Source organism: Amycolatopsis sp. CA-211722 (assembly GCF_056828465.1).
The window spans coordinates 5,770,121-5,793,075 of record NZ_CP184752.1; the positions used below are offsets into that span (position 1 = coordinate 5,770,121).

General features: G+C 64.6%; 18 protein-coding genes and 1 pseudogene. 11 read left to right on the forward strand and 8 right to left on the reverse strand.

Going from position 1 to position 22,955, the window contains the following annotated elements; translation table 11 throughout:
• Positions 1-227: 227 nt before the first annotated feature.
• The gene (locus ACOCEP_RS27360) at positions 228-1,397 is read left to right on the forward strand and encodes a NaeI family type II restriction endonuclease (RefSeq protein WP_482331886.1); all 1,170 of its coding nucleotides are present in this window, start codon (positions 228-230) and stop codon (positions 1,395-1,397) included.
• A 65-nt stretch (positions 1,398-1,462) separates the two neighbouring features.
• Here the strand turns inward: ACOCEP_RS27360 and ACOCEP_RS27365 are convergent, their stop codons facing one another.
• From ACOCEP_RS27365 to ACOCEP_RS27375, 3 genes are all read right to left on the reverse strand, one after another.
• Positions 1,463-2,797, reverse strand: a complete 1,335-nt coding sequence (locus tag ACOCEP_RS27365) for a hypothetical protein (protein WP_482331887.1) — start codon at positions 2,795-2,797, stop codon at positions 1,463-1,465.
• A 405-nt stretch (positions 2,798-3,202) separates the two neighbouring features.
• A complete protein-coding gene (locus ACOCEP_RS27370; protein ID WP_482331888.1) occupies positions 3,203-5,065 on the reverse strand; it encodes a DNA/RNA helicase domain-containing protein in 1,863 nt (620 codons plus the stop codon).
• A 69-nt stretch (positions 5,066-5,134) separates the two neighbouring features.
• Positions 5,135-6,559, reverse strand: a complete 1,425-nt coding sequence (locus tag ACOCEP_RS27375; RefSeq protein WP_482331889.1) for an EVE domain-containing protein — start codon at positions 6,557-6,559, stop codon at positions 5,135-5,137.
• An 85-nt stretch (positions 6,560-6,644) separates the two neighbouring features.
• Between ACOCEP_RS27375 and ACOCEP_RS27380 the strand changes: the two genes are divergently transcribed.
• Both ACOCEP_RS27380 and ACOCEP_RS27385 read left to right on the forward strand, forming a co-directional pair.
• A complete protein-coding gene (locus ACOCEP_RS27380) occupies positions 6,645-8,552 on the forward strand; it encodes a DNA/RNA helicase domain-containing protein (protein WP_482331890.1) in 1,908 nt (635 codons plus the stop codon).
• 68 nt (positions 8,553-8,620) lie between these two features.
• Positions 8,621-9,856, forward strand: a complete 1,236-nt coding sequence (locus ACOCEP_RS27385; protein ID WP_482331891.1) for a hypothetical protein — start codon at positions 8,621-8,623, stop codon at positions 9,854-9,856.
• Positions 9,857-10,195: 339 nt separating this feature from the next.
• Here the strand turns inward: ACOCEP_RS27385 and ACOCEP_RS27390 are convergent, their stop codons facing one another.
• Positions 10,196-10,600 carry a signal peptidase I gene (locus tag ACOCEP_RS27390; protein ID WP_482331892.1) on the reverse strand — a complete coding sequence of 135 codons (405 nt, stop codon included), beginning with the start codon at positions 10,598-10,600 and terminating at the stop codon, positions 10,196-10,198.
• Positions 10,601-10,688: 88 nt separating this feature from the next.
• Positions 10,689-11,663, reverse strand: a complete 975-nt coding sequence (locus ACOCEP_RS27395) for a helix-turn-helix domain-containing protein (protein ID WP_482331893.1) — start codon at positions 11,661-11,663, stop codon at positions 10,689-10,691.
• Between the two features lie 1,155 nt (positions 11,664-12,818).
• On the opposite strand from ACOCEP_RS27395, the gene ACOCEP_RS27400 reads away from it, so the two are divergent.
• Entirely contained in the window at positions 12,819-13,994 is a 1,176-nt protein-coding gene (locus ACOCEP_RS27400) for an NsdA family TPR-like regulatory protein (protein ID WP_482331894.1), read from the forward strand.
• A 46-nt stretch (positions 13,995-14,040) separates the two neighbouring features.
• Positions 14,041-14,589, forward strand: coding sequence for an NUDIX hydrolase (locus ACOCEP_RS27405; RefSeq protein ID WP_073842358.1), 549 nt, complete (start codon positions 14,041-14,043; stop codon positions 14,587-14,589).
• On the opposite strand, the gene ACOCEP_RS27410 is transcribed toward ACOCEP_RS27405, so the two are convergent.
• Both ACOCEP_RS27410 and ACOCEP_RS27415 read right to left on the reverse strand, forming a co-directional pair.
• Complete coding sequence (locus ACOCEP_RS27410; RefSeq protein WP_482331895.1) at positions 14,575-15,711, reverse strand: NsdA family TPR-like regulatory protein; 1,137 nt, start codon at positions 15,709-15,711, stop codon at positions 14,575-14,577. The genes ACOCEP_RS27405 and ACOCEP_RS27410 overlap by 15 nt on opposite strands.
• A gap of 174 nt (positions 15,712-15,885) precedes the next feature.
• The gene (locus ACOCEP_RS27415) at positions 15,886-16,260 is read right to left on the reverse strand and encodes a helix-turn-helix domain-containing protein (RefSeq protein WP_016333690.1); all 375 of its coding nucleotides are present in this window, start codon (positions 16,258-16,260) and stop codon (positions 15,886-15,888) included.
• A gap of 184 nt (positions 16,261-16,444) precedes the next feature.
• Between ACOCEP_RS27415 and ACOCEP_RS27420 the strand changes: the two genes are divergently transcribed.
• From ACOCEP_RS27420 to ACOCEP_RS27445, 6 genes and pseudogenes are all read left to right on the forward strand, one after another.
• Positions 16,445-16,627, forward strand: coding sequence for a helix-turn-helix domain-containing protein (locus ACOCEP_RS27420; protein WP_465369585.1), 183 nt, complete (start codon positions 16,445-16,447; stop codon positions 16,625-16,627).
• A complete protein-coding gene (locus tag ACOCEP_RS27425) occupies positions 16,624-16,956 on the forward strand; it encodes a WhiB family transcriptional regulator (protein WP_482331896.1) in 333 nt (110 codons plus the stop codon). The genes ACOCEP_RS27420 and ACOCEP_RS27425 overlap by 4 nt, the downstream gene beginning before the upstream one ends.
• Positions 16,953-17,279 carry a hypothetical protein gene (locus ACOCEP_RS27430; protein WP_482331897.1) on the forward strand — a complete coding sequence of 109 codons (327 nt, stop codon included), beginning with the start codon at positions 16,953-16,955 and terminating at the stop codon, positions 17,277-17,279. The genes ACOCEP_RS27425 and ACOCEP_RS27430 overlap by 4 nt, the downstream gene beginning before the upstream one ends.
• The gene (locus ACOCEP_RS27435; RefSeq protein ID WP_482331898.1) at positions 17,276-18,052 is read left to right on the forward strand and encodes a hypothetical protein; all 777 of its coding nucleotides are present in this window, start codon (positions 17,276-17,278) and stop codon (positions 18,050-18,052) included. The genes ACOCEP_RS27430 and ACOCEP_RS27435 overlap by 4 nt, the downstream gene beginning before the upstream one ends.
• A 40-nt stretch (positions 18,053-18,092) precedes the next feature.
• Positions 18,093-20,220 (forward strand): annotated as a pseudogene (locus ACOCEP_RS27440) (cell division protein FtsK).
• Positions 20,221-20,367: 147 nt separating this feature from the next.
• Positions 20,368-22,170, forward strand: coding sequence for a recombinase family protein (locus tag ACOCEP_RS27445; protein ID WP_482331900.1), 1,803 nt, complete (start codon positions 20,368-20,370; stop codon positions 22,168-22,170).
• A 556-nt stretch (positions 22,171-22,726) separates the two neighbouring features.
• Here the strand turns inward: ACOCEP_RS27445 and ACOCEP_RS27450 are convergent.
• Positions 22,727-22,951: a hypothetical protein gene (locus ACOCEP_RS27450; protein ID WP_482331902.1), complete on the reverse strand. Its 225-nt coding sequence runs from the start codon at positions 22,949-22,951 to the stop codon at positions 22,727-22,729.
• Positions 22,952-22,955 lie beyond the last annotated feature (4 nt).

The window sequence follows — 22,955 nt, forward strand, 5'->3', positions numbered from 1 at the left end:
CCGGTCGCGGTGTCGTCTGGTGATGCGGAGTGGATGACTATGCCCGGCGCTTGCCGCTCAGCAGGTCGGTGACGAGCCGAGGCTCGGCGCGGTGCTTCCGGCCTGGGTTTCTCTGCGGTCGTCATGGCCGAGGCAGTGGCGGTGGCATGTGGTGCGGCTGGAAGATCGTCCGAGTGCGTGGTCGCTCTGCTCGCTGGAAGTCTGGGCTATCTGGGATAGTCGGCAGAGTGACTATTGGTAATCAGGGGGCTCTGGCGTTGCCGCTGAACGTCAGACGTGCTGCTGCAGTTGACTCCCGGGCACGTGCCACGAGCTGGAAGCGCAACAAGTTCCTGGTGCACCCGGTGCCGGAAAGGGGCATGTCCACCAGGCCCGTGGGCGCCTTCCCTATCCCGCGGGATAGCGCGGCCAGTCCGCCCCAGGACCTGCAGCCGTGCGTTGACTGGTTTTACAGCCAGCATGAAGCACGCGAGCGGTTCCGGTGGGCCTTGCGTGACTCGCTCGACGAACTGCTGGATGGGCAGCGCACTGGTAGATGGTGCTATCAGCATCTGTCTAAAACCGAGAAGACCTACCTGGGTACCGCTGTCGAGGTAAATCTGACAAAAGAGTTTGGTATCGATGCTGGCGTGGACCTCGATTGGACGGTCGCTGGGGCTGATCTTGACTGCAAGTTCTCCCGCGAGCTTGGCGGCTGGGAGATCCCTATGGAGATGTACCGGTGTGCTGATCATGGGGACCAGTCCGGTCGAGCTGACCATCCTGCCCTGCTCACGTGGTTCAGCGATGACCGCAGTGAGTGGGCTGCTGGCCTGATCCGGGTCACCGATCAGCGGCTGCGGTGGAAGAAGCCAGATGCATCAGGTAACTCGTTGCGCGCCTACAACCGCGACTACAAACGTAAACTCGCAGATGACGGGTCGCGGGACATTTTCTGGCTCTGGGGAGGCATCCAGGACGATCTGCCTACCAACCACCTGCTTCACCTCGCGCCGGAGCAGCGCAGCAGGATCCTGCGAGACGTCTCGGGGCAAGAGCGTGTCAATCAGCTTTTCCGGGAGCTGGCAGGCCGTGTGGTGAGCCGGCACACCGTGCTTACGGTGGCACAGCAGGACGATTCTCCGAAGCGAGTCCGCGACGCGCGGATCGCCTTACGGCCCGAGGGGCGTGTCGTTCTGGGGGCTCAGGAAGCTCATCCTGCGATAGCGCGCCGTCTTAAGCTGCCTGTTCCTGCGAAGGGGGAGTGGGTGTCCGTCCGGCTCGCTGAGGTGGGCCGCGATGCTGACCGGCCGAAGTTCTGGCTGGACCACAAGTGGTGGGCCGTCGCACACTCCGATGAGCCGATCATCCCTGCGCCGGCGATTCCGCGGTTCAAACTGCCTGAGCAGCCCAACTAGAGACGTGCCTCTGCAGGCTGGTTGGCAGGCCAACTCACGTGCTTGGCAACCAGGCGTCGCAGCATTTATGCCCACACCTTCCACTCGTCAGTGAACGAGGGCCAGGGCCTCTGTCCGATGTCCTTGCGGTTCATCAGCTGTTTTACGCCTTCTGCCCAGGTGGGTAGATCCATCAGCTCGAACAGCAGGCTCCTCTCCAGCTCTGCCCAGTGCAGCTCGATCGTGCGGCCAGCAGCGTACGCGCGAAGGACCACCTGGTCTGGCCGGACGTTCTCGAGGCCCCGGGGAAGTGCCCAGGTAGCAGTCACTCCGGTGTCCTCGAGTGCCGCCAGCACTGCTTCCGAAGACAGTGTCACGATGAACAGCGCGTAGTCCGTGATCAGCCTCGCGCACAGCGCAGGTGAGAGCGGATAGATCGCCCAAGGCGGCAATGTCGGAGACCGGGCAACCCGGTCATCACTCCGGGCGTAGACGAGGTGCGCGCCGTTCAGAATGTTTGCCCGCTTAACTACTCGTCGGTGCTCGGCCGCTGTCCGGTCAACGAATTCCTGTTCCGGCCAGAGCTCGTAGCCACGGGCGATATCGGCTGTAACGAGAGCCCGGCCTCCGGGGAGTTTCATCCCCTGGAGTCCGCGTTCATGTGCCAGGCTGAACGACCTGCTGAGCAGGTCGAGGTGAGTCTTATACGAGATATCGAGTGGCACAAGTTTCCCGGGAAGCTCGCCGGGCAGCAGGCCGCCAGAACGAATCGCTTCTTCTGCCATCTGCTGGCGCCTGCGCTGCCGCGAAACCTTCCGGTCAGGATCAGACTTGATCTCATGCAGATACGCTTCGTATTCGTCGCCGACCTCGGTGAACGAGGTGGCGTCGCCGATGCTCAGGCACGAGGTCAGATCGTGTAACAGGACAAATCGGCGTTCGTCCCGCCAGCAATCGGTGACGAACCCGAGCTCAGCGGCAAGGCCGATCTTGCCTGCCATCGGGCCAGGGCGCTGATTGCGAGAGAGCGCGATGATGACCCGCCGGTCGTAGCCGAACACCCGCCAGGCGAGCGCGTCCGCGATCGAGCGCAGCTGCCGGTCAACGCGCTCGCAGACGTCAGCTTCTAGCTGCCAGCTCTCACCGTCAGCGGGATCGCCTAACCTCAGCTCAGGAGCATCTCGAGGTACCTTCTTACCTTGCCGAAGCAGTTTTCCGACTCTCCTGCATCTCAACCGGTGCTCCTGCACTGCGAGCACCCGCGACAGCAGCGATTGCTGAAAATTGAAGTAGTCACCGCTGCTGCGGCACTGCCGGAGAGCAGTGATCAGCTCCACGGCAGCAGCGGCAGCTTCCTGATGCAAAGGATGCAAGAAGACCCGGTCAGCCCGTTCGGAAGGCATATCGAGCAGCAACGGCATGGGCAGGCTCCCGCGTTCGGGTCGGACCAGCTCAGCAGCGGTAGCAGACGGCCCACGCAACCCGCCAAGACTGGTGCAGTCGTCATCGTATGTCCTGGGCAAGCCACCGTCGCCCCTCTGCTACCACTGGCGGTGTCCAGACCGTGGTTCGAGGGATCCTGAATGCGTCGGCGCGACGCTGTTTGTTGTGACAGGAAATGGCGACGTGTGCTGAATACGCGATAAGGACCGCGATGAGCGCCGCATAGCCGCCGACGAACCAAGCCCACATGGGCTTCCTTTCGTGGGTGGCGAACCGCGGCACGGAGGTCGTGGTGTCGCTCACCGGCGCGCGGTCTGTGGCGCGTACCGGGCCGGTGGCGTTCGTGACTGCCCGCGCTGAGGTTCGCGAGTGTCATCGGGGCTTCAGGCGTCGGCGAGTGTGTGGAACAGTGCCTGCGTTTCGGGGTCGGTCGAGTACAGGACTGTTCCCTGCATGCCGCGGGTCAGCAGCACCTTGTAGGTGTGCTTGATGAGCCGTTCGAATTCGTCCGGTTTGGCGCGGGCGACGACGGTGTCCTTGCTCGCGGAGGGGTCGGCCACCCAGTGGTCGGTTCGCCAGACCAGGTCGGGGCCGAAGAGCACGCCGTTCCAGTCGTATTCGAAGCCTTGTGCGGTGTAGATGCAGCCGACCTGGCCGAAGCCGGCGGGATCGGTCGCCCACAGCTGGGAGGGGGGTGCGCCGTTGACCCCGCGGTCGCCCTTGACGTTCCAAGGACGCTTCCAGGATCCGATGACGACGTCGTCGACCAGCCCGTCGCTGGGGTGGGCGTCGCTCCAGGGCCAGCAGAAACCTGCGGTCATCCGCGCGCCGAAGCCCTGGTCGAGTTTGGTGGCGAGGTGGGTTTCGAGGTCGGCGGGGCTGTCGGCGACGGCCAGTTCGAATCGGTCGTCGCCTTGCCACGAAGCGGGAGGGTTGCCGGAGAGGCCCAGCAGGTCCAGGACCCACTGTTCGTAGGTGCGGCTGCCGCCGCAGCGGAACTGGCCGTCGAGATCGATCCGCCGGACCGTGAAGCCCTTCTCCGTTGCCTTGGCGTGGATTTCGTCGTAGGAGCCGAGTTCGCCGGGACGGACGACCTGATGCTCGTCGAGCAGGAAGACGGGCACGCGGGCGGCGTCGATGAGTTCTTCGACCTGGGGCTTGGTGCTGCGCTTCGCGGCCGGGGTGTAGCGGTTGTTGGAGGTCTCGCGAATGCGGTGGGCTTCGTCGTTGATGAGGACCGTCAGGTGGTTGTGTCGCGCCTGGGAGAAGCTGTTGAAGTACTGGAACAGCTTCTGTACCCGGGTGGTGCCTTTGCCCGCGATCTTGCGCAGGGTGGTGGTGAACGACTTCGACCCGGTCGCGTGGATCGCGCCGTAGCCGTTCCGGAAGAGCTCGCCGAGGAGTTCGAGTGCGATGACGCTCTTGCCGGAACCCGGTCCGCCGTTGATGATGATGACTTCTTTGCTGTCGGCGTCTTGGGCGCGCCGGACCGCTCGCAGGACCATCAGATAGGCGACCTGTTGCTCGTCGAGCAGTACGAAGCTGCGCTGGTGCTTGATTTCGTCGGCGGCGACCGCCATCAGCTGCTTGCTCGGCGCGATCCTGCTGTTCGTGAGGTCTTCCGCGGCCTGGATGCCGGGCTTGGGGGCCAGGCGGCTGTGCAGGAACGTCCGCAGCGCGGAGCGGTTCGACGCGGTGAACAGCTGTCCGTACTGCCGGGGCGGCAGCTCGAGCAGCGACGCGACCCCCGCGTCGTCGGCGTTGTGCAGGTAGGCGACACCGACGACGTCGTCAGTGCTGTCGTGCAGCGCACGGGTGAAGTCGACGAGGTACTCGCAGTACTGCTCGACCTGTGCGATCGGGTGCAGCAGCACGCGCTTGGCTCCCGGCACGGTGCACAGCCGGGGTTCGCCCTCTTCGAGGGTCGCGCTGCTCCACTGTTTGAGCTCCACGACGACGTAGGACGACCTGCCGGTCTCGGGGTGGACGCCGGCGAGCACGACATCGGCGCGAAGGCTGGACAGCGGCAGTTGGTACTCGATGAGCATCTCGACGTCGCCGAGTCCGCACTCCACGAGCTCCTGGGCGAGCGTAGGCAGGCTCATCCGCCAGGAGCGCTGCTCGGAGTCGGAGGGGCGGAAGCCGTACTTGACGGCGAACTGGGTGGTGAGCTGATCGGCGAGGGTGTCACCCGCGGCGAGCTGCAGAAGGCTCTGCGCGGACCTGGAAAGCAGGAACGATGACACGACGGAACTCCCATACATGTGTGGCGTGTCCGCGGGCGAACCCGTGGAAGCCAGGCGGCTGTATGGCGATCAAGCTACAGGAGTTCGCGGCCAGCCCGGAGATGACCCGCCGCTTCGCGCGCGGCCGTCGCGAAACTCGTCTCCATCCGGGTAGATCACGCCCACGCTCTGTGCTCCGAGTACCTCGATGATGCTGGATGCGGGTTTGGCGGGGAGCAGCACCGCGAGTTCGGCGCCGGGTTTGAGGTGGTGCCGGTAATCCAGGAGCTGGCCGAGCGCCATACGGACGTCCTGGCGCCGGTTGGATGCCTTGGCCTCGATGAGGGTGTTCGTCCCGGGATCGAAGAGATCGCAGACGAGCCGCTCACCGGTGGGAAGAAGGGCGCTGAGGCACAATAGTTCTCGGCCGACGAAGTCGGCGTAACGCTCGACCAGCCTCGCTTCGGGAAAGTCCACCACACGGCTGCCCGACCCGCCACTCGCGGTCGTCGTCTCCGGGACACTGCCCGGCGGGCGCGAGGTCACGACGGTTTCTGCTGGCTCTGCAGGTCTCGTCCTGCCTCGGTCGTCCGCCGTCCGCTCGATCGGCGTCCACTGTCCTGGTGCCAGCGGGACCGGGCCGGCGCCGTCGAACATCATTGTCGGGAGGTCGGTGAACACAGGATCCGATTCCAGCGCCTGCCTGGTCAGTGGTCGGTCGAAGAAGAAGCGATCGAAGTGCACGTCGACGCCATGACGTGTGGCTCCGTCTTCGGGGCTTTCGGCCTGATACGGCGTCGAAGCGAGCGTGCCGATGGCGTAAATGCCCGCGGTGCCACCGGAAACCCACAAGGCGAAGCGATCGCCGATCCGCAACTCGTCGACATGGCCCGTGATGGTCAAGGTCACGGTGGACGTCGATCGGCTCTCCCACCAGGACCACACGTCCCACTGATCGGGGTCACAGCCCAGGACCCAGTGCGAGTGCGGGTGGCTCCCTCCGGCCGTGATCAGGTCTCTGACCGAAGTATGCTTCTCGGCTGACACGAGCGTGAGACTGCGCAGTGGTGTCGAGAGGCCCAGTGGCCCGAGGATCCGGGCGGCGGGAATCGGGACCTCGAACTCACGCACGTCGCCGAGCGCCATGATGTGCTCCCACGTGTCACCGACCTCGTCGGTGCCCCACACCGACTTTGCGAGGTCCGGATTGTGGAGCAGATGCAGGATGGTGGCCTCCGCGAAGAACGCCATGTCCGCGTAGAACAGCACCTGGTCTCCGATCTTGCGGCCGCGGAGCGCGACGGCCTTCGCGTTGCCCGACGAACGCGTCGGTGTCGAGCCCCAGAGCCTGGCCGGCTCGTCCCGGTAAAGCGTCTCGAGAACTGGGAGATCGGCGCCGGTCGCGGCGACGTGGTCCGCGAGACGCACACCGCGGCGAACGGACAGATCGAAGTTGGCCGGGCCGTTGTACCGGTTGCCGCCGCGCGGCTGCAGAACCAACTGCTCGTCGTTCATGATCGGCACGATAGCGATCGTCACCGACAAACCGGGCTGTACCGACCACGGCTCGATTGTCGGTGGCTTCTGGTAGAGATGGATCATGCTTTACGGGGGACGGGTCGAGGCGATCCGCGCGGCGTTGACGGAGTCGTCGGATGGTTTCGTGGCCAAACTGGCGGCGGAGTTCGAAGCGGCGTCTGGAGCACCGCCGAAGCCACAAGAACGGCGAAGCTGGCAGCGGAGCTGGCCGGCGTTGCTGAAGGCTTTGGTCGGGGCCGGGCTCGGCGAATTGTGGATGGCGCTGGAATTCGGCCTGCCCCGCACCGGCGAGCGCGTCGACGCACTGCTGATCGGCCGGCGTCCGGACGGCAAGCTCGTCACGGTCGTGGTCGAGCTCAAGCAGTGGACGAAGGCCGATGTAGCGGTCGGCAGCGGGCTCTGGGTGCACGTCGGTCAGCGCGTCGTCACCCATCCTGGCCGGCAAGTGGCGGGCTACGAGCACTACCTCCGGAACTGGGTGGACCCCGGCGACGATGAGTTCGAAGTGCGCGGGATCGCCGTGCTGCACGACGCGGAGGCTCCCCTGATCGACAAGCTGAGGAGTTCGGCCGCCGACGCGTCGGAGAGCGCCGCGGTGCCGCTCCTCGGCATCGCTGATCTGCGTGGAACAGCCGAGGAGATCGCGTCCCGTCTCGGATGCGCGGACCTCACCGAGCCAACCGATGCCGACGTGGAATGGTTCCTGGGCCTTCCGCACCGTCCTTCGGCGGCCCTGTTCGACGAGCTGGGACGTGTGCTGGACAGCGACTCACGGTTTCGGCTGATCGGGCGCCAACAGGACGCCTACGTGGCGCTGCTGGAGGCGGTGGGCGCGGCCGCACGGCTCGGCGAACGACGTGTCCTGGCCGTGAGGGGCGGCCCGGGTACCGGGAAATCGGTGATCGCGGCACGCCTGGTGGCGGGTCTGCCTCGCTATCTGCGTTCAGCGGACATCGAGTGCGCGACGCAATATCTGACGCCTACGAAGACATTGCGAAGGCAACTCGCCCGTGCGGCCACGGATGACGCAGGCAAGGGACTGTTCGGTTTCGTCGACCTCTGGAAACCGAGCGAGGACAAGGTCAACGTCGTTCTCATCGACGAAGCCCAGCGAGTCACCAAACCGCGTGCCAACCTGGTCGACATCATGGAAAAGGCCGCGGTCACCGTCGTGTTCTTCGATGAGCGACAGGTGATCCGGCCTGGGGAAGGATTCTCGCTGCAGGACCTGGACAAGTTCGCGTATACCGCCGGTGCCACGCGCCGGCCCGTTCTGGTGGACCTTGAAGCCCAGTTCCGATGCGGAGGATCGCAGCGATACCAGAACTGGCTGGGGTCGGTACTGAGCACCACGGGTACGCCCAGCACATGGCGGACCGACGGCGACTATGACTTCGCTGTCGCCGAGGACCCAGAGGTCCTGCAGTCCTGGCTCGACAAGCAGTCAGCAAGTGGACATCGGGCGCGGATGAGCGCCGGGTTCTGCTGGCCTTGGACCCGGACGGGGCCCAAGGAGACGTTGAAGAAAGACGTAGTCGTCCACTGGACCGGCTCTGACAAGGTCGAAAGGACCTGGCGCCGACCGTGGAACGCGGACGTGACGGTGCTGGACGACAAGGAGCGGGCCGTGGCCCCGGAGAGCGTCTTCTGGGCGACCGACTCCGGAGGTGAGGGACAGGTCGGCTGCGTCTACACCGCGCAGGCACTGGAATACGAGTTCGGCGGCGTCATCATGGGCAAGGATCTCGTGCGACGCGGCGGTCGCTGGGTGGCCGATCCGAACGAGAGTAAAGACCCGAAAATGAAAAAGGCCCGTTTGACGCCTGAAGAGTACCTGCCGCTGGCCTTGAACATCTATTGGGTTCTGCTGACTCGCGCCAGCCGCGGTTGCCGGGTCTACTCGGACGACGAGGACACACAGAAATTCCTCCATTCGCTGGTTCAGAGCAAGACACGTGCACGTGCCTAGCCGATGGCCGGGAAAGTGTCGGTGGCTCGTGCAAGGCTAGTCTCGTGCGACTTCGTGATGCTCATGGTGTGGAACTGAACGCGGACTTCAATGTTGAGGTCGACGAAGGCCGCTTGAGCCTCGTGTTGGAGAGTGCTGGCGGGAGGACGGCTGGAGCGGCTCGTCCACGCAACGACCAGTACGTTCCTGTGCTGAGGTTGCTGCTGCAGCGCCTGCGTGACCGGGAAGCAGTCCTGCTGTCAGCGCTGGTTGCCTCTGCGAGGGTTTCGAGGTTGTCTGAGGATGAGCGGACCTTGGTCAAAGGGCCGTTAAGGCTCGCTGATGTGACCGACGTTGAGCAGTTGAGGCTTGAGATCACCAGTGCGCAGGGACGCGTAGGCCTGCCAGCGGGGGCGCGGAAGGAAGGCAACAACCGTAAGCGCATCCGGCTTCGGCTCGACGTGCCAGGGTATCGCCTCGAAGACGCGACAAAGCTCGCCGCAGACCTCTCCACTCCGTACAATGAGCCGGTTGATCAGCTTGCTGCGTCGAGGGAACTGCCTACGGCGACTGAGCTGCTCGATGCTCTAACCGGGATCGAGATTCAGACCGCGACCGGCCGTCCGAATACCGTACTTGAGGTACACGGGAACGTCGTTCGTGTCCGGACTGAACGCTCTCCCGATGGTCGTCCGGTCGATATCAGCGAGGTTCAGAACGGCTTGGACAAGCTCGCCGAGCGCGGGTCCGTGCAGGTGACGGTTGACGAGCTGGGACACCGGAGCGCGTTTGTGGGCGCAGTGCTGGCGACGCTTCCCGAGGCGCAGTTCGTTGGCTCACCCGCGGAAGTTGTCCTTCGCGAGCCGACCGGTGATGACGTGGCAGGCGATCTCCACTTCGGTGAGCTTGACGCCGTCACTAGCGTCAAAGTCCGTACAGAACAGAGGAAACTACGCAAGCTCCTAGCGGGAGAGGCGACAGTCGCCGAGTGCGCGCTCTGCGGTGACCGCTACCCGATTAACTTCCTCGTTGCCGCGCACATCAAGAAACGTGCGGTCTGTACGGACCAAGAACGTCGCGACCTGACCCACATAGCGATGCTGGCTTGCACCTTCGGCTGCGACGTGCTGTACGAATCGGGGTGGGTAACCGTCGATCAGCAAGGCCTCGTGCAAGCACGGTCAGCGAGCGACCTGCCCAAAGGCCACCTTCGAACTCGCCTCTTGCACCTGCACAGCCGACACTGCAAAGCTCACAGCATCAACTCGGAACCCTACTTCGCCTGGCACCGAGCGAACATGTTCGGCCAGAACGAGCGCCGGTAGGCCCCGCAGACCAGGCCAGCCACGCACTTCGCGCATGAATGACAGCCCAGTGCTGCTGGTCTACTTAAAGTCAGCTTCAGACGGTAGCTGCACTCAGCTGGCTTCGATGGTCTCGGAACCAGCGGCGGTGTTAAACTTTCTCACGATCCCACTGGCTTCTACCCACTGCTGCGAGGCTGCCGCGTGGCTGACGAAACCAGTTCGAAGCAGGCGGAATGTTCCAAGGGATTCTTTCGCTTCAAGGCGACTACGTGAATTCGGCTCGAAGTGCTCTGTCGGTACTTGCTCGCGGAGATCTGGGCCTGAAGATCGAGATCTTCGCGCGGGCGTTGCGGTCGATCATTCACAGGTGTTGGCGACACGAGCAGGACTGGAGAGTCCGTCAGCCGAAGGCCAACGAACTGTCAGAACAACCGAGTCAGCCACCGCCTCCCAAGAGTGGTCGATTCCCGGGCCCCACATTACGTAGTCGCCTGGGCTGCTCATCGTCCGACTCCCATCAGTGACGTCCACGCGGAACTTGCCACCGACCAGGATCACGAGCGTGGTGCGCTGGTCGCCCACCGTCCATTCCGAACGCTTATCTCCCAATGAATGGTGGGCCCACTTCACCTCGACGTAATCGGTGGAACGGACTCCTTGTGATGGGTCGAGGAAGTGCCCCACCAGCCACCCACGAGTGTCAGCCGAGTCTTCATCGGCGTTGCCGGCGACCCAGCTGCCAGGGACGAGTACGTCGCCCACTTCGATTACCTCCTCGAGTCGGTACAAAATCATGGGTGATGTGCCCCCAATGGGAGGTGCTCGATCGCATCGGGTACGTCGAGCTGAATTAGTAGGCGACAGTGCCAGAGGTGGAGGTAGCAGCAGCTGGCTTCGAGGAGGCGATCCTAGGCGGGGCTAGGTCTCCAAATGGCTCAGTGTTTTCGGGGCCGGCTGACTGGTGGTCGAGCCTTGACTCGAGCTCGGCCAGGTAACCGGTGAGCCAGTCGCGGGTTTGCTGGTTGGTGAGTGCCTGGCCAGCGGTGCGTTCGAGCTGGCCTTCGTAGTAGGCGATGTCGTGGTCGTTCTCTAGGAAGAGGCTTGTGGTGGGCTGTTGGTGGTGGACGACCGGACGGTGTTGATCGTGTCGGTAGAGGGTGAACCCTGCGTGGACATCGGTCACGACTGAGTCTGCGGGGACGAGATGGATGTGACGACGAGGCAGCGACGATGTGATCAGCAGATGTAGCACCTGTTCGTGCTTGACGGCGAGACCTTCAGGACTTGCGAGCAGCGTGGTTTCGCGAAGGTAGAAGGTGAGACGAGCCTGCATCCGGAGGGATGTGAGCTGGCTGGCGAGTCGCGCATGCACTGCTGCATCCAGAGCAGGACCGTCCTCGTAGCCGTTCCTGGTGAGGGACTGGCGGATGTAGGGCTCGATCTGGAGCTGTCGCGGAATGTCTACAGGGTCGTAGATCGTAACGGACTCGCTGCCAGTGTCGAGCACGGAGATGAGCGGGAGGTCGTCGGAGAAGCCCGCGGGGTGACTTCTGACCTGGTAGCCGTCGTCGGGGTGGCGGTCCAGGGCTACGAGGTCATCGAGTTCGCGAGGGGTTGCCTTCGCTCGGGCGAGGTAGATGGCGATGTCGCCGGCTTGGTAGTTACGTAGACCGCTCTCTAGGCGAGAGATGGTGGAGGCGGGCCAGCCGAGCATGCGGCTCATGTCAGTTGCGAGGTAGCCGGCGCGCATGCGAATTCGTCGCAGCTCGGCGCCGAGCTCCCTCTGTTTTGCGGTAGACAGCTGGGGCGTCTTCTTCGATTTCACCAGTTCCTGCTCAGGGGTGTAGTGGCAAACGCCGTGCTGGAAACGGGGTTAGAACGGCCGTCTCGTGAGACACGTGCCGTCGCAGGTGTTGTGACACATGAAGGCGCCCTGAACTGGGGGAACGCTTCGCGTGACGGTTGGGTCGGCTGGCTTTGAACCCGTCACGCCCGTCACGAATCGCCGTTGGAGTCAAGCCTTTGGGAGACGGCGCTCAGGTGTCACATCGGCGGATTGAGCCGGCGCGCTGCGCAGCGACAAGGTCTACGGCTCGGCAAGCGACTCGCTGGAACGCGGTCACGTGACCGGTAAGCCGCTCGAAGCCGAGTTCGGTGAGACGTAACAGGCTTCGATGCTCTTCGTGTCGAGCTAGGTACCCGGCCGCGAGCAGTCGGTCGCTATGAGGAGCGAGGACTCGTGAGCTGACGCGAAGGCTCGTCGCCAGAGCGTCCTCTTCGTGCCACCTCACGTCAGCGAGAAGACACAGCACGAACAGCCGGATCGGCAGGAGCAGTAGCGGGTCAAGCTCACGCTGGAAGACGGGGATCGAGGCGCCGACTAGCGAGGTCATGACTCGCTGCGGGGTAGCTCGGTAGTGCCTAGGCCAGCCGAGAAAGCGACGCTCGAATTCGGAAGTCCGCGGGTTCGAGCGGTGCTCAGCAAGTGTCGTGCACACGGCCTCCGAGCATCGGCTCCAGGAGAAGGTCGGAAGAGCCGACGCAAGCGCGACGGCTTGCGGTGCTGAGGCGGGCGGAGACGCCGTTCGACGCTGGGTAGCGTCGACCGAGCTGACAGGTAGGCCTTGCAGTGGCCACAAGGTCGCCCAGGTGGAACGAGCATCGAGAAGGGCAGCACGACGTGACCGCAGAGTCCCTCGTATCTTCCGAGGTCGTCATCTCGGCCCCGCGCGAACGCTTCGTCGGTTACGGCGTGATCGAGGCCGTCAACCTCGCTCCTGTGCCAGGTGATGTAAGTCCCGGCTGCCATATCTGGCTGCAGCACGTCGCGCATGAGTCCTCCGCTACCTACAGGCTGAGCAGCCACAACGGGCTGTAGTATCTGAAATCAGCCTGCATTATGCGCTTATTTAGGCGACAGGACATGCGGACGACATAGCGAGGACATCTGGTGGGCAGCATAAACGCTGGGGAGGGCGCGATGACGGCTGGCGGCAACGGTGACGACCTGCCTCGGACGGCGCTGGAAATGAAGCTCCGGGAGCGAAATCAGACACTCGCCGAGTTCGTCGAGGATGCCGAGCAGTTCGCGCGCAGGTTCGGTGAGCCTGGCACGCTCAGCGTGCGGCACCTGCAGCGCTTGATCTCGGGACGCAAGCCGGACGGATCACCGGTCGGACGCCCGCGCCCGGCTACCGCGCGCCTGCTCGAACGGATGCTCGGTCTTGGGATCGGCGAGTTGCTGTCGGCACCTGACGCCGTCCGCAGTTCCACCGAAGACCCGGATGTGGAGCTCCGGCAGCGGCTTAGCGCTGCTCGCCGTGTGAACACGGGCGTGTTGACCCTGCTTCACAGCCAGTTGTCCTCGGTCCGGCGCCTCGATCGGGAGCTGGGTGCTTCAACGGCTCACGAAGAGGTGGCTACCAAAATCCGGCAAATCGCGCGCTTGCGTTCCCACAGCCTCACTTCGGAGGCTCGTGGCCGACTTGCCGCGCTCCTTGCGGAGCTTGGCACGCTCGCCGGTTGGCAGAGGCTCGATATGGGTTCCGTTCATGACTCCTGGCAGTTCTACGAGCAGGCCAAGGCGGCTGCTCGCGAGTCCGGTGACGAGGCATTTGAAGTGCACTGTCTTGCTGAACAGGCCTTCGTGCTGATCGACGTCGGAGAGACTGGATCAGCGGTCGACCTGTTGTGCGCTGCAGAGCGTCAGGCCCGACGTCTCGCTGGTCGCCTCCTTCGAGCGTGGCTCGCTGCCGCGCACGGTGAAGCTCTTGCGGCAGACGGGCAGCGTTCAGCGAGTCTGCTGGCCTTCGATCGTGCCGCAACCCTTCTGCCGACCGACGTGTCCGCGGTGGACGGTCCCTACGTGGTGCTTGATCCTGTTCATCTCGCGAGGTGGCGTGGGCACGCGCTCGCCCGGATCGGCGAGCCGGAGGCGGTAAGCGTGCTTTCGACAGCGCTCAGCCGTCTCGATCCGACGTTTACGCGCGCGGAGGCAGCGTTGCGAGTGGACCTCGCGACGGCATTCGTCGCGATGGGCGAACACGAAGAAGGTCGAGCGCACGCAGCTCGTGCTCGTGCCCTTGCTGTCGAAATCGGGTCTGTGCGGCAGCAACGTCGAATTGCCCAGCTCATCGGTTCAAGGCGCGAAGACTGAGCGGGAGGTGGTACTGCGGGCAACTGCTAGCCCGTAGGCTCGCGGCGTGGCTGACGAGCATGGGTCGTGGAAGACGTTCGGTGAGCGCCTGGTCTACGACAACCGGTGGGTCAAGGTCGGGCTGACGGACGTCGAGGCGCCGAATGGCGAGCGCTGGGACTACCACGTCGTGCACCTCGCGCGGATAGCTATCGCGTTGATCGTGAACGACCAGGACGAAGCGCTGATGCTGTGGCGCTACCGGTTCGCTACCGAGCAATGGGGCTATGAGCTGCTGGGCGGCATGGTCGATGACGGCGACGACTCCGCTGGGACTGCCGCGCGGGAGGCGGCCGAAGAGTCCGGCTGGCAGCCGGTCGGTGAGCCGGAACATCTGGTGAGCTTCGAGCCGCTGCCAGGCCAGGTCACGGCGCCAGTCGATGTGTACCTGTGGCGCGAGGCCGAACACATCGGCGAGCCCACCGACACGGAAGAAGTCGGCAGGGTGGAGTGGGTGCCGCTGTCGAGGGTCAACGAGCTTGCCCAGCGTCAGGAGCTACTCGGTTCGGGCACGCTGGTGTCCCTGCTCTACTACCTCAACTCACGCCGGGGATGAGTCGCCTGGCAACACTAGTCGTTCCAGCCGACGTCGTAGCCGCACGGAGCCGACCTGGGAGATGATCCGCCTAGCCTGCTGCGCATAGGTCCGGGCGGCCTCTCGGTCGCCTGATGCGCTGTAGGCGAGGGCGAGATCCACATACACGGCGGCGCCGGCCCGAACGAAGGACGTCGACTGGGCAACATCGACCACGCGTTCAAGATGCTCGATCGCTTCGGGCGCGCCGAGGTGCACCAACGCGTTGCCACGCCATCGGTCGAGATGGCTGCCGCCGAGGAATACGAACGGAAGCTCCGGGTGGACGACTTCGTTCGGTAGGAGGGTGTCGGCCTCGTCGAACGCTCTTAGCGCTTCGTCTCGGTGACCAGCGATCGCGTGGCCTTCGCCTTCTGCGGCCGCAAGCCAGGCACGCAGCAGTTCCGGCGCACGCTCGCCAATCGAACGCGCCTCCTCGAACAGGGCGAGCGCGTCATCGACGTTGCCAGTGTCGATGAGGACGAAGGCCTGTTCAGCGGTGGCGTGAGCGAGCAAACCGGTCGAGCCAGACTCCATCGCCGCGTATTTCGCCCGTTCGTAATGCGTCCATGCCTGGGCAAGTGAGCCGATGTCGAGGGAGTTCCACCCCGCCAACGTGGATGCCTCGACGAGCACGCCGGCTAGCGGAGCCCTGTCGCGACGCAGGATGGTGTGCCTGAGCAGGCCCTCGATCTCGGTGATCTGTCCGCGGAGCCGTTCGAGCCTGGCGGCTGATCCGAACCGACGGTCGGCATGGCGAACGCTGATGACCTCGTCGCGGAACAGTTCGATGGTCTGCTCGTCCACGCGGCGGGCGATGACCAGCCGTTCGGCCAGTTCATTGCCGGAGGGGCCGGCGAAATCGCCTGTCGGGAACCCGAGATCGTCGTCGGTTCGGCCATAGATCTCGCGTAGGACGGCGCGCATCGGCGGTTCGGGCACTACATGGCCGTTCTCCCACCGGGAGATATCCGTCTTCCGGCTGGGGACCGAGCGTTCGGGCAATCCGTGTGCTGCTGCACGCGCGTTGATTGCTCGCGCGAGTTTCTCCTGGCTCCAGTCAAGCGCATTCCGGGCGGCCTTCAAAGGGCTTGTCGAGTTCATGACGCGCACCTCCGGCACCGGCCTTGAACTGCGGAGATAACAGGAAATAACACGGGGCATGTAAACCGCTGCCAGCTCCCGCCGCCCGGAGAAATGCCGTTTCTTGGTGACATGAGAAACGACAAGGAACATCGGCGGTCGACCGAGTCGGCCGATCGCAAACAGGACTTCGCGCTAGCCGCGAGAAGTCCCATCGCGGCGGAGCAGCTCAGTGAGATCGGCGAGGTGCTCGGTGATCTGCGACAGCCGCTGTTCGATGACAGCGAGCCGCGCCGACACGGCGTCTTCCATGTCTTCGCGAGGCTGGCCGAGGGTCGGCGGGATGCGGCCATGCAGGACAGCGAGCAGATGCTGCGGGTGCAAACCGAGCGCGACCGCAAGCGCTTCGAGCGTCCGGTCGCTTCGCTTGCGCTCCACGGTGTGGTTCTGGATTTCGCGGACGATCGCCTGGGAGACCTGCGAGCGCTCAGCCAGTTCGCGTTGCTTCCATCCGAGCTCGTGTACGCGCTCGTTGATGGTCTTCGCGACCGCCGCCCAGTCTTCCGACACCTATTCCTCTTCCCTCGTGGTCCGCCTCAGCGCCGACATTAGCGCTTGACGGAATCAACGACGCTGAGATCCGCACCGCGTCGCGCGTTCGGACCATTCTCGTGCCTTTGTGCGACTAAATCAGCGCACTTTAAAAGCTCAAATCAGCTTTCCGACTTTAAGGACTACCCCAATGCAGAAGAAAATGCCTGACGCTGGCGGGCCAGCGTTCTACTCACCGGCTGACGCCGCCTGGATTCTCGGCGTCGACCTCAACTCGATCCATCGCGCCATCCGGATCGGTGAACTGCGGGCCGAGCGGCGCCGTTCGCGCCTCGTCATCCCGGCTGCAGAGCTACGGCGAGCCCTCGGTGGGGGTGCGCGATGAGCGAACTCGACTACACGGCGATCGCCGCCCAGCTAGACCGGTTCGCCTCTGTGCCTGACTCGGTCTTGAAGGATGTCGTCGAAAGGGACGGCCTGTGCTTCTGGGCATTCGAGCGCGCGGACATACCGGAACTGACCGGGGACGATCCACCTGACAGGGAGCTGGCCAAGCGACTGTGTGCTGGCTGTCCGGTGATCGACGAGTGCCTTGAACTCGATCTGCGCACTACCGGACCGGATGCTCTCGGCGTGTGGGGCGCGATGGCGGATACCGACCGGCGCATCCTCCACACGGTTTGGCAGCGTCGCCGAGGAGGCGAGGCGCGATGACGCTCACCCTCTCATCGACACAGGTTCTCGCCGGACTTGGTGTTCTGTTCGCCCTGTTCATGGTGTGGCGTGTCGGCGCGCGCAAAGCGCGCCGCGCCGCCGAAACGGCACGAGCGGGCGCACGAGTCGTCTCGCTCGCTGGAAAAGTGCTGTTCACGGGCGCGGCGTTCGTGGGCGTGCAGTGGCTCGTGATCACCCATCCTGGCAACCCGACTCTGTTGCTCGTGGTACTCGGAGTGCCGGACCTAATTGCGGCATACGTCCTGACGCGTGCTCTGACCGTCACGTCATTCGATACCTCACGTCGAGGCGGTGGCCGATGATCGACACGAAGCAGAAGGCCGCGTCCTGCGCACCATCGGTGAGCCGTGCTCAGCGACTCGCCGCGGATGCCGCAGAGGCTGCTGATGTTCGCCGCTGGCGGACCCATCCGGACGTCGTTGCCCTTCGGATCGAGCGAGTTCGTGCTCAGGTCGACCGGCTGTGCTGGGCCGGAATCATCCTCGGACTGGCTTTCACTGCGGCCAACGTCCAGTGGTTCGCTGCCGCCGGATCAGAATTCGGCTCGTTACCCTGGCTGACGGCCTGGCTGCTGGACCCCACTGTGTGCCTGGTGCTGCTCGCCATCCTTCGAGCTGAGCAGGTCACCTCCCGGTACCAGGTTCGCACCGGGCGGTGGGTCCGTGCGGCGAAATGGCTCACGCTAGCGGCCACGTACGTCATGAACACCTGGTCCTCGTGGGCAGCCGGATCACCGGCTGGAGTGGTCTTGCATTCCGTGCCGCCGATGGTCGTATTCGTTGCGGCCGAAGCCGTCACCGATCTACGCGACAAGCTCACGGACGCCGTGCAGGTTGCTCTCGTGAACACCGCGAAACCCGCGGACGTTCATGAACTGGCGACGGCTGATCGTGAACGCCCCGCTCGTCGGCTGTTCGCCGACTACCTCGCCGGCGCGCGGCTGGCCTGGAAACCCGAGGTCAAAGTGACGCCCGCCTGGGTGCGAGAGGTCACCGGTTGCTCGCGCGGGTTGTCCTCCCGGCTCGCTGCCGAGCTTTCGGCCGAGGTGGCCGAGGGGGTGCGCCATGGCAGCTGAAGCGAGTTCAGAGGCTGACAGCGGTGTGTCTCTGGCCCGAATGGCCTCAGGCGACGTCGAGCACATCGGGCCGATCCTGGACGGCGAGTTGATCGACGACTCGCTACCCCAACCGCGTGTTCGGACCGTCCGTCGGCGGCTCGCGCGCTGGTGGAAGCACTCACCGCGAGTGCCACTGTGGATGAAGAGCAGGCCGCAAGCCGTCCAGGCTGCGAAGGACGCCGTGGTCTGGATAGTCAAGTCGCCACTTCGGTACGCGGGTGCGGTGGTCCGTGGGGCCGTAGCCGGAACGCGAGCCTGGCGAGGCTGGGTCAAGGTAAGCGACTACCGGACGGCTGCCGAGGACTCGGAGAAGCTTGCTGACAAGTTCACGGAGATTCGTGAACTGACGCTGTTCCGCTGGAAGGTCACTGGTGCCGTCGTTGCCATAGCGGCGTTGGCGGTCGCCGTTGTGGATCTCCTGTACGGGCACGATCCACTGTGGATCGGCGGGGCTGCCGCATCACTGGCGCTGGCGATTCTGGGACGCCGCAAGGATGGCAGTCCGGGACGGAAGCCCGCGCTTGCCGGTCCGCGCACACTGACGTGGACGATGGATCCGCAAGTTCTTGTGGATGCGTTCCGCGACGCGAAGCTGATCGGAAAGGACGAGACACTTCGCTTGGTAGAACGAGCAACGCGCGTGGGCGACGGTTGGGCGGTCACCGTGGACCTGCCGGCGACGCGGAAGGCCGCGGATGTCGTGAAGAACCGGGATGCGTTGGCCTCAGCCCTGGCAGTCGACGAAGTTCAGCTCATCGTCGAGCGCGTGCGCGGAAACGGTGGGCATGCCGGCCGGATCTCGATGTGGGTCGCCGATGAGGACCCGTACGTTCGCGCGCCTCTTCAGACGCCACTGCTCGGCGTTACGCGGTGGGATGCTTGGCGACCTGTCCCGTTCGGACGTGACGCGCGAGATCGGCGGATCGATCTGCCGCTCGTGTGGACGTCGCTTCTGATCGGCGCTATTCCCAGGCAAGGTAAGACGTTTGCCGCCCGACTCGCTGCTAGTGGACTTGTCCTGGACGCTTGGGTGCGGCTCTACGTGGCGGACTTCAAGGCTGGGAAAGACTGGGTCGCCGCCGGACAAGTTGCGCACCGCTTCATGGCTGGCGATGAGCCTGAACACGTCTTGGCCCTCATTGATTGGCTGGCCGAACTGGTCGCCGAAGTCCAGGGCAGGTTCCGGCGTATGCGGGATCTGGACGACTTGGTGTGCCCAAGAATCGAAGGTGACGCCGGAGATGTCACGGGACAAGGCGCTGAACATGCCGATAACGGCGATCTTCATCGACGAGGTTCAGGTGCCGCTCGAAGATCGCACTCCAGTTGAGGTACAAGGAAAGAGGCTTGCGGCAGGCGAGTACATCGGCGAATTGTTGACGTGGCTGGCCAAGAAGGGGCCAGCGGCCGGGATCGTGCTCGTACTCGCCACTCAACGCCCCGACTCCAAGACCATCCCATCCGGGCTCCGGGCGGTGCTCGGATCACGGTTCGCCCTTCGGGTGATGGACTGGCGTGACTCCAACATCGTGCTCGGCGAGCAGATGAACACCCGCGGGTTCGACTCGTCTCGCCTTCTGCCGTCGCACAAGGGTGTGGGCATCCTCAGGCCGGACGGCGACACGGCGGCTGGGGCGGATGTGTTGGCGATGACGGTCCGCACGTACTACATGCCGAACGAGGACTGGCAGACCATCTGTCAGCAGGGGCGTGCTCTGCGGGAGGCGGCTGGAACGCTGACAGGGCATGCGGCCGGTCAGGACAGCATGCCAACGCTCGATCACGCTGCCGTTGCACACGCTCTGGGCGCGGGGGTTGCAACCAGCCCATCAATGCCTGAGCTACCAGAACCGCTCTCTGCGCTCGTCGAGTATCTGGGAGTCGACCTCGGACCTAAGGGGCGGCAGTTCGTCCCCACGGCCGAGTTGGTGGAGGCGCTCGGCCTCGAACGCAGGACGTTCTCGCAGCAGATGACCGAAGCAGGATGTCGGCCGACGCGAGACCGTGTGACCAGCGAAGACGGTGAGACTCGGCAGGTCCGGGGCTACCTGACCGCTGATATCCGCCGCGCTGTGGAGCAAGCCGGTCATGGCGAGGGATACGCCGCCGCAGGGGCACAGCGATGAGCGCGAACCAGAACAACCAGCCTCTTCGAGTTATCCTACCTGGAGGATTGCCTGAGCTGACGCCTGCGGCAGCACGCGCCTTGCTGGCGGTTCTCATCGATCTGACTGAGGTGCCGGTCCTCGAAGGACCGCGAAGGGAGACGACCGATGACCGCTGAAATCAGCGACCCATGGTCGAAATTGGACGAGATCCTCGGTCTTGAGGTAGTCGAGCCCGTGGACGACGGGATCGGAGCCCTGGCGGTCTACGGTCGCTGCTCGACTGAAGACAACCAGGACCCGGAGACCTCGCGAGGCTGGCAGATCGGCAACGCGCGCAAGTTCGTCGAGCCGCTGGGCGGCCGGATCGTGGCTGAGTATTTCGACGTGGGCCAGTCGCGGTCAGTGCCGTGGGAGCGGAGGACGGAAGCATCGCGTCTGCTCGCCGAGTTGAAGAATCCGCGCCGGACGTGGAACGCCCTGGTCGTCGGCGAAGGTACCCGATGCTGGTTCGGCAACCAGTTCTCGCTCATCGCTCCGCGGTTCGCCGCGTATGGCGTGGACTTGTGGGTACCAGAGCTGGGCGGGAAGTTCGATCCCCGGAATCCGTCGCACAAGATGCTGATGAGCGTGCTCGGCGGCATGAGTGAGTCGGAGCGGCAGCACGTTCAGGCGCGCGTCCGGGCGGCGATGGACGCGCAGGTCGTTAACGAGGGACGTCACCAGGGTGGCCGTGCACCGTACGGGTACGTGGTCGTGGATGGCGGACCACATCCGAACCCGAGGAAGGCTGCAGAGGGGTTCCGTCTGCGGGTGCTCGCGATCGACGAGCCGGCGGCCGAAGTCGTGCGCCGCATCTTCGCCGAGTACCTCGACGGGATGGGTGATCGAGCGATAGCGAACGGGCTCAACCGCGATGGGATCCCTTGTCCTTCGGCTCGGCGGCCGGAGCAGAACCGGCATCGGCTCGCTGACGGCTGGCAGGGCAGCACAACGCGATCGATCCTGGAGAACCCGCGCTATACGGGCTATGCGGTCTTCGGGCGGTCGGCTCGGCAGGAGATGCTGTTCGATCCCGATGACGTCGCTGCCGGCAACGTCGTGCGGTTCCGGCGAGCCAAGCCGGACCGGGTGGTTCGATCACGTAAGCCTGCTCATCCGAAGATCGTCTCGGTCGAGGACTTCACACAGGCGCAGTTGATCCGGCGAGCCAAAGCGGCTGGCGGCCTCCGGACAGCTCGTAAGGCTGAACGCGCGGGTCGCCCGGTGAAGCACGTGTACTTGTTCCGCGGTCTCATCCGGTGTGCCGCGTGCGAACGGAAGATGGAAGGCAGTCCGCGCAAGTACGGCATGTACTACCGATGCCCAGCTCGGACTCTGGCACCGGGTGCACCGGCCTTGCTCACGCATCCGCCCACGATCTATCTCCGGGAGGAGCCGCTGCGGGACGCGGTGAACGGCTGGATCGGCGGGTTGTTCGACCGGCAGAACCTTGAGCAGACTGTCAGGCAGCTCGTGGGCGCTCAGCCAGCGGTCCGAGCCGAGGGCGATGGGGTCGTGAGTAAGCAGTTGGAAGAGGCAGAGGCCAAGCTCAGGCGGTTTCAGGACGCCATCGCTGCGGGTGTCGACCCGACGGCGCTGGTCGAGAGCATCAACGAGGCCCAAGCAGATCGAGCGGCCGCGCAGGGAGCGTTAGCGGCCGCGGGCGAGCCTGCGGGGATCACTGACGCCGAGGTGTACGCGATGATCGACTCGCTTGGCGACATTGGGGCCGCGCTCGCCGACAGCGAACCGGGGAAGCTGGCACGGCTCTACCGGGATCTGAGGCTTGACCTGCGTTACGACAACGAAAAAGAGGCCGTCTACGCGACGACCTCTTTGCGTGTGAATAATGCGGGTGTCCGAGGGGGGACTCGAACCCCCACGAGCGGGAAATCTCCCGGAATGCGGGAGATCATCGGCAAACACTAGCAGAGGCTAAACCGCGAGCTCAATTCTACGTGCTCGTAGTACGTGGCACGTAGGCGCACTTGCCGAGATGCCAGGTTCCTCCGTCCGAGGACAAGAGCGGCGATGGCTTAAGGCGGGGACGTCTCTCGCGGCCTGCCCGGCTTCGCCCCCGAATCACACTGCTGCGCTGAGAAGGGCTCGCGTAACCGTACCGAGGTTGCAGCAGAGCTTAGGGTTTGAGTTCGTCCGGCGAGGTCGGGCCACACCCGGTGCACCCTCGGCCGCAGCCGATTGGTGAACGTCTCCACGGAGGCCTCCACCACCTCCTTGGGCGTCACCGGCCTAATTGCGTCCGGCCGCGGCCGAACAGACCGGTCGACATAGCTTGAGCACGCTTCCCGGTCAGTGTCACGTATTCGCCGGCCTAGGCGGCGACTGCCGGGCAATCGGCAGAGACAGCCCAATCTTGCGGAGCTGGCCGGTGCCCTCGGGGCGGACCAGGACAAGTTCGCCCAGCCGCCCTTCGGAGCCGGTCACTCCAACCACGACCGCGTTGACGACGACAATCTGCCGGCCCTCACCCACGCCCCGAACCTTCTGTCCTGCGGTCGATGACGCTCCAATACTGCCCGGTCAGCGTCGCCAGCCCCTTGTACGCCTGGCCATTCCGGTTGACGACGCGCTCGCGTGCCTGAGGGCCTATGCCTTCAGGCACCAGCGAGCGATCATCGACGTAGCCCGCGACGTCATCACCGGATACCTGCACCTCCCCCCAGGACACCGCCTGCCGCAACCTGCTCACGGCG